This window comes from Archangium sp., assembly GCF_036388035.1.
Classification (GTDB): domain Bacteria; phylum Myxococcota; class Myxococcia; order Myxococcales; family Myxococcaceae; genus Archangium.
This window is the reverse complement of sequence record NZ_DASVSO010000219.1, coordinates 1-6,772: the sequence shown is the minus strand read 5'-3', so window position 1 is coordinate 6,772 and position 6,772 is coordinate 1. Positions and strand designations below refer to the sequence as shown.

6 protein-coding genes are annotated in these 6,772 nt (G+C 71.4%); 3 read left to right on the top strand and 3 right to left on the bottom strand.

The features are described from left to right. Both VF697_RS09580 and aat read left to right on the top strand, forming a co-directional pair. Nucleotides 1-650 (top strand): LEA type 2 family protein (locus VF697_RS09580; RefSeq protein WP_331093496.1); only part of this gene is annotated, 650 nt, incomplete at its 5' end. Next, nucleotides 650-1,333, top strand: a complete 684-nt coding sequence (aat, locus tag VF697_RS09575) for a leucyl/phenylalanyl-tRNA--protein transferase (RefSeq protein ID WP_331093494.1) — start codon at nucleotides 650-652, stop codon at nucleotides 1,331-1,333. The genes VF697_RS09580 and aat, both read left to right, overlap by 1 nt. Nucleotides 1,334-1,339: 6 nt before the next feature. On the opposite strand, the gene VF697_RS09570 is transcribed toward aat, so the two are convergent. From VF697_RS09570 to VF697_RS09560, 3 genes are all read right to left on the bottom strand, one after another. After that, the gene (locus VF697_RS09570) at nucleotides 1,340-2,644 is read right to left on the bottom strand and encodes a hybrid sensor histidine kinase/response regulator (protein WP_331093493.1); all 1,305 of its coding nucleotides are present in this window, start codon (nucleotides 2,642-2,644) and stop codon (nucleotides 1,340-1,342) included. Beyond that, entirely contained in the window at nucleotides 2,641-4,479 is a 1,839-nt protein-coding gene (locus VF697_RS09565; protein WP_331093491.1) for a two-component system sensor histidine kinase NtrB, read from the bottom strand. Before VF697_RS09565 ends, VF697_RS09570 begins: the two co-directional genes overlap by 4 nt. Before the next feature lie 190 nt (nucleotides 4,480-4,669). After that, nucleotides 4,670-5,146: a hemerythrin domain-containing protein gene (locus VF697_RS09560; protein WP_331093489.1), complete on the bottom strand. Its 477-nt coding sequence runs from the start codon at nucleotides 5,144-5,146 to the stop codon at nucleotides 4,670-4,672. 255 nt (nucleotides 5,147-5,401) lie between these two features. Here VF697_RS09560 and VF697_RS09555 point away from each other — a divergent pair. Continuing rightward, the coding region (locus VF697_RS09555) for a serine/threonine-protein kinase (protein ID WP_331093487.1) at nucleotides 5,402-6,772 on the top strand (1,371 nt) is incomplete at its 3' end.

Sequence of the window (6,772 nt, the reverse complement as noted above, 5' to 3'; positions counted from 1 at the left end):
CCGCCGTGCTGGAGAAGGCCGACTACGAGCTCGTCTCCGACGGGCAGGTGGTGGAGAAGGGCTCGGCGCCGCTGGGGGTGGCGCTGGCACCGCACGCCCCCACCCCCTTCTCCTTCCAGGCGGACGCCGCCTACGTGCGCACCCCGGAGGACCTCCAGGCGCTGAGCAAGCGCGGGGGCACGCTGCTGGTGGCGCTGCGCGGCACGCTGATGGTGCGCGCGGGCAAGGACGTGCGCACGCTGCCCTTCGCCGCCTCGCGGGCGGTGCGCGTGCCCCGGCTGCCCGTGGTGCGCATCGAGAGCCTGGATGGGGCGCGCTACTCGGAGGAGAAGGTGGACCTGCTGGTGCGCCTGGGCGTGGACAACCCCAACCCCTTCCCGCTGCGGCTGGAGGGGCTCCGCTACGCCGTCACCGTGGGCGGCCGGAAGCTGGGCGAGGGCACGCAGGGACAGTCCGACACCGTGGACGCGGCGGCCACCGGGGTGTATCCCGTGGAGGTGGCGGTGACGAAGGAGACATGGGGCCAGGACGTGCGGGCGCTCATCGCCAAGGGGACGCTGCCGTATGAGGTGGCGGGCGAGCTCACGGGCCCGCTGGTACGCGTCTCCTACTCGCTGTCCGGAGACGTGAAGCTCAACGTGTCGCGGTAGTGCCCATCTACTTCCTCGGAGAAGACCCGGAGCGCTTCCCTCCCCCGGAGAAGGCGGACCGCAGCGGCCTGCTGGCGGTGGGGGGAGACCTCCGTCCCGAGCGGCTGCTGGCCGCGTACTCCCAGGGCATCTTCCCCTGGTACAGCGAGGGGCAGCCCATCCTCTGGCACTCGCCGGACCCGCGCTTCGTGCTGGTGCCGGACAAGGTCCACGTGGGCCGCTCGCTGCGCAAGACGCTCAAGGCGGGCGTCTACGACATCCGCTGGGACACCGCCTTCGCGGACGTCATCACCGCGTGCTCCGAGGTGCCCCGCCCCGGGCAGAGCGGCACGTGGATTACGGACGAGATGCGCCAGGCGTACGTCACCCTGCACCGGCTGGGCTTCGCGCACTCGGTGGAGGCGTGGGCGGACGGCGAGCTGAAGGGCGGCTTCTACGGGGTGTCGCTGGGGGCGGCCTTCTTCGGCGAGAGCATGTTCGCGCGCGCCCCGGACGCCTCGAAGGTGGCCTTCGTCACCGCGGTGGAGCGCTTCCAGGCGTGGGGCTTCCACTTCATCGACTGCCAGGTGGAGACGGAGCACCTGGCGCGCTTCGGCGCCGAGCACTGGCCCCGGCGCCACTTCCTCCGGGCCCTCGCGGGGGCCCTCGAAGCGCCCACCCGCCGCGGGGCGTGGGCCCCCTGAGGGCGCTCACGCCGACAGCTTGCGCTCCGGCGTGTCCGCGCCCTCGGCCGCGGGCGAGGCCGTGGGCAGCAGCACCTCGAAGGCGGTGCCCCGGCCCGGCGCGCTGTCCACGGTGATGTCGCCCCCATTGCGCGTCACGATGCCGTGGCAGATGGACAGCCCGAGCCCCGTGCCCTTGCCCACCGGCTTCGTCGTGAAGAAGGGCTCGAAGAGGCGGCTCATGTGCTCCGGCGAGATGCCGCAGCCATTGTCGCGCACCACCACCCCCACCTGGCCGTCCGCCCGCTGCCGGATGGCCACGTGGATGCACGGCTCGGGCGTCACCCCCGCCAGCGCCTGGGCGGCGTTGACGAGCAGGTTGAGGAACACCTGCCCCAGGCCGTGCTCGCTGCCCCAGACGGGCGGCACCTCCTGGAAGTCCCGGACGAGCCGGATGCCCGAGCGCAGCGCCTCGCTGGCCAGGGAGATGGAGCCCTCCACCACCTGGCGCACGTCCACCCACTCGCGCGACGGCTCCTCCATGCGCGCGAAGATGCGCACGTCCTGGACGATGCGCTCGATGCGCTCGGCCCCGAAGATGGCGTCGCGGCAGGCGTCCTGCAAATCCGTCTCGCCCTGCTTCTCCAGCCGCATCTCGATGTGGCGCAGGTTGGACAGCACGTAGGCCAGGGGGTTGTTGACCTCGTGGGCCAGGCCCGCGGACATCCGCCCCAGGGCCTCCAGCTTCTGTGCGTGCATGAGCCGCGCGTTGGCCGCCTCCAGCTCCCGCGTCCGCTCCGCCACCGCGCGCTCCAGGTCCTCCTGGCGCTGGCGGCTGGCGCGCAGCAGCTCCCACTTCTCGCACAGCGAGTGCGCCATCTGCCGCACCTCGATGTTGTCGAAGGGCTTGCGCAGGATGAGCAGGCGCTCGCAGGTGCCCAGCTTGCGCGCCAGGTCCTCCCACGAGTAGTCGGAGTAGGCCGAGCAGAGCACCACCTGCAGGTCCGGCTCCTCCCGCCACAGCCGCAGCGTCGTCTCCACCCCGTCGATGCCCGGGGGCATGCGGATGTCCACGAAGGCCTGGGCGTAGGGGCGCCCCTCGCGCACCGCCTCGGCCCCCCGCCGCACCGCCTCCTCGCCAGTGGCCGCCGAGTCCAGCTGGAAGGTGGTGGGGCTGCTCCAGGCCTGGGGCTCCCCGAAGAGCACGGACTCCATCTCGTCCAGCTCCCCGAAGCCCTCGGGCGTGGTGAGGATCTTCCGGAAGTCCTGATGGATGGCGGGGTTGTCGTCGACCACCAGGATGCGACGTGCCTCCTTCTCGTGTGCGCTCACGCCCTGGCCTCCTGCCCGCGCAGGGGCAGCTCGATGATGAAAGTCGCGCCCTGTCCCGGGCCTGCGCTGGTACAGCGCAACCGCCCGTCCAGCTCCTCGGCCGCCAGCGCGCTGGCATGCAGACCGAAGCCGTGCCCGTCCTTCTTCGTGGTGAAGCCATGGACGAAGAGGCGCGAGAGGTGCTCCGGGGCAATCCCCACCCCGTTGTCCCGCACCTCGATGCACACCTGCCCCTCCCCGTCCGGCCGCACGCACAGGGTGAGCTGCTTGTCCTCTCGCCCGCTCTCCAGCAGCGCATGGCGCGCGTTGCTCAGCAGGTTCACGAGGATCTGCAGCAGCTTGTGCCGGTCCACCAACACCGGTGACAGCTCCGTGTACTCCCGGTGAATCCGAATCCCCAACCGCTCGAAGCTGTTGGAGTGCAGGCGCAGCGCGTCGTCGATGAGCTCCGTGACCGGCACCCGCTCCAGCAACCCGGTGAAGCGGGCATTCTCCTGCTGCATGCTCACCACGGCCTTGATGTGCTCCACGTTCTGGGTAAGCGTCTGCATCTCCGCCAGCAGCGACGCGTGCTCCTGCGCCAGGTGCTGGGTGACGGAGGCGAAATAGTCCGGGAGCTGGCGGCCCTTGGCATCCTCGGCGAGGAAGGCCGGCAGGTTCCCCGCGTGCTCCTTGAGCATGTCCACGGCGCGCTCCATCATGGGGAGGCGCGAGACGCGCAGCCGCTCCATGACGAGCGAGGCCGAGACGTTCACGCTGTTGAGCGTGTTGCCCACGTTGTGCAGCACGCCGGTGGCCACCTCGGCCATGCCCGCCCGGCGCGACGCCTCGATGAGATGGCGGTGCAGCTCGCTCAACCGGATCTCCGCCGCCTTGCGCTCGGTGATGTCCCGCCCGAACAGCGTCACCCCCACCGGCCGCCCGCCCTCCCCCGGGATGGGGTGGAGGGAGAGGTCCAACACGATGTCGCGCCCGCCCATCCGGAAGGGAATCTCGTAACGGACGGTGCACCCCTCGAGCGCCCGGGCCAGATTCTCCCGCCACTCCGTCCGCTTCTCGGCCGTGGCCCATGCGTCCAGCGTGTCACCCGGCTGGGGCTCGCGCCCGAAGGCCTCCAGGAACAGCCGCCTCGCCGCGGCGTTGGCCGTGACGAGCCGCCCCTCCTGGTCGAGCGAGGACAGCGGATCCTCCGTGCTCTCGATGAGGCTGCTCAGCTTGCGCTCGCTCTCGCGCACCGTGGCGTTCGCGGCGTCCCGCGAGGCGCTGAACAACGCGCTCAGGCCCCACCCGAGCAAGAGGATGAGGGAATGGAGGAACCCGCTCGTCCAGGGCCGGAGCTCGGAGAAGACGGGGTAGCGCGAGCCGAACCCGGACAGCAGGAGCGGGGAGAGGACGCCCACGTTGATACAGAAGAGCCCGGTGAAGGCGAGCCCCACGCGGACCCCCGCCAGGTAGACCGCCACCGCGGGCACGAGCATGGTGGAGACGTGCGAGGCCACCGGCACCTCGGGCAGGGCGAAGGTGGCCATGATGAACGCGCCCGTGACCAGGCCGCACACCAGCAGCCCCAGGAGCCGCAGCGAGGACACCCGGCGCAGCAGCACCAGCATCCCCGCCCAGCTGGACCCCGACAGCACGCCCAGCAGCACCCGGTGGCTGGGGTTGGGGAACAGCGGCGCCGTCAGCACCACCATCAGGTCCATGGCCAGCAGGAAGAGGACGAACCCCACCACCACCCGGTAGCGCCCATGCTCCTCCGGCGGCGAGCGGCGCTGTCTCTCCGAGAGAAACGCATCCAGCCGCCCGAGCACCCATGCCTGTGGCCCTTGGCCCATTGAAGACAGAGACCTCCCTGATGCGGCCAGTACCCGGGCACCGCGGACCCGCTGAACGGGAGTCTAGCGCGAGTGTGCCTCGGGGAGATCAAGGCTCGCCAAAGAGGAAAGCCACGAGAGCACCAGGCGCTCGTGGCTGGGCGTCGTCCGCCTGCTCCTCCGGCGGCCAACGAGGCTGGGCGTCGAATACCTACACCGGGGGCGGAGACTCCTGGTGCTCGGCCATGCGCAGCAGCTCGCGGTTGCGCCAGCTGTCAATGGCCTGTTGCATGTCGTCCCGCATGGAGACGAGCGCCTCGCCGTCCGCCACGGCCTCGACCTTGGGCAGCAGGGCACTCTCCTCCTGGGCCACGTGCTCGGTCACCATCCGCTCCAGGCGCCCACACAGCTCTTCCAGCCGGGGATCCGTCTGTTTGACCCGGAGGATCTCCGAGATGAGCTGCTTCACCTCGGCATGGTCCTGGAAGGACTCGTCGATGAGAACATCCACCCCCTGCTGCCGGGCGAAGGGATAGAAGTACTGCTCCTCCAGGGCGGCGTGGATGGTGAGGGCCTCGGCGACCTTGCCCAACAGGGCGATTCGCTCGTCCCCGGTGCTGGCCTTGATGCGCTGGAACAGGTCGTCGACTTCCCGGTGCTGCTGCTTCAACAGCTCAATCGCGCTCACGGTGCGGGCTCCTTGTGGCTCTTCGTCCCCACATGTCTCGTCCCCACGGCACACAGTCCGCATGCCATGGGCGGGAGACAAGCGCGAGCCGAGCCCCTCCTGTGCTCCCGGCGAAGCACGCAGACGCCTGGCTGGAAGCCACTCGAGCCCCCCTGACTTCCGGCCCCTCGCGTGAAAACGGCGGCCTGCCGCGGGGCCCGCGCTGACGGGATGTCCCCGGTCGTATTAAGCTACCCCACTCGCGAGGTGGAGTGCATGGCTGGAACTCAATCAGCGGGCGCGGGGGACGAGCAGGAGCAGCGGGCGCATGACTCGCCGGAGGAGCACCTGCCACGGGTGGGAATGGAGGTGGCGGGCTACCGGCTGGAGAGGCGGTTGGGCTCCGGGGGACAGGGCACCGTGTTCCGCGCCCGGCGCGAGGGCCGGCTGTACGCGGTGAAGTTCATCTTCCTGCCGCGCTCGGCGCAGTGGGCCCGGAGGGAGCTGGACGTCATGGTGAAGCTGTGGCGCGCCGGGAGCCTGCCGCTGGAGGGGCATGGGCTGTGGCCCGCCCCCCGGCCCCTCTTCCTCTTCCTCGTCACGCCCTTCGTGCGGGGGCGGCCGTTGGATGAGTGGGTGCGGCTGCACAACCCCCATGCGCTCGCGGTGGTGGAGCTGGTGCGCCAGGCGGCGCGGCTGCTGGGGGTGGTGCACGCGGCTGGAGTCGTCCACCGGGACGTGAAGGGGGCCAACCTGCTGGTGAGCGACGAGGGCCGGCTGGTGCGGGTGGACTTCGGGGTGGCCACCTACGCGGGCGCGCCCACGGTGACGGGGCCGTTTCCTCCTGGCACCTGGCCCTACCTCAGCCCGCGGGTGTGGCGCGCCTGGCGCGGCGAGGAGGAGTCGCACGCCAGCCCGGGCGACGACTTGTGGGCGCTGGGCGTGGAGCTCTACCAGTTGCTGACGGGCCGGCTGCCCTTCCAGGGGGAGGAGGGCGCGCTGGTGCATGCCATCCTGAATGAGGAGCCGGCGCCTCCGCACACCCTCAACCCCCGGGTGCCGAGGGCATTGAGTGAGGTGTGCCAGCGCCTGCTGCGCAAGCGGCCCGAGGAGAGGTACGCGGACGCGCGGGCGGTGGAGGTGGCGCTGGAGGCGGCGGCGAGGGAGGCGGACGAGGCGTGGCGGGTGCCGCTGTGCGAGGCGTGGGGCCCCCACCACGCCACCACCGCGCGCCAGGGGTTGTGGATGTGGGGCGAGGAGCTGCTGGTGCTCTATGAGCGGCTGGCCTCCTACCAGCGGCGGCCCCTGCGTGGCAGGCCCCTTCCCCTGGACGAGGCCTCCACCCAGGGCGCGGAGTCGCCCCCGCCCGTGCAGGAGGCGAAGGCGGCGCCTCCCGCCCCAGCGCCGGAGCCCGCCACGCCTCCGGCCACCCCCGTCCCCGTGCGCTCGCGCTTCTGGCGCCGCGCCGCCAGTGGGGTGCTGACGCTGGCCGTGGGCCTGGGCGTGTGGCTCGTCATGTGGCCGACGCCGCACACCGCCTCGAACACCCCCCTACGGGTGGGGACACCCCGCGCCAACCTGGCGCCCGAGTCTTACCCCATCACCCTGGTGCCCCTCGGCCAGGAAGTGGCGCCTCCGTGGCGGCGG

Excerpts from the sequence above, each read along its gene's own strand:
- VF697_RS09565 (WP_331093491.1), bottom strand. The coding sequence starts at position 4,479 with ATGGGCCAAGGGCCACAGGCATGGGTGCTCGGGCGGCTGGATGCGTTT.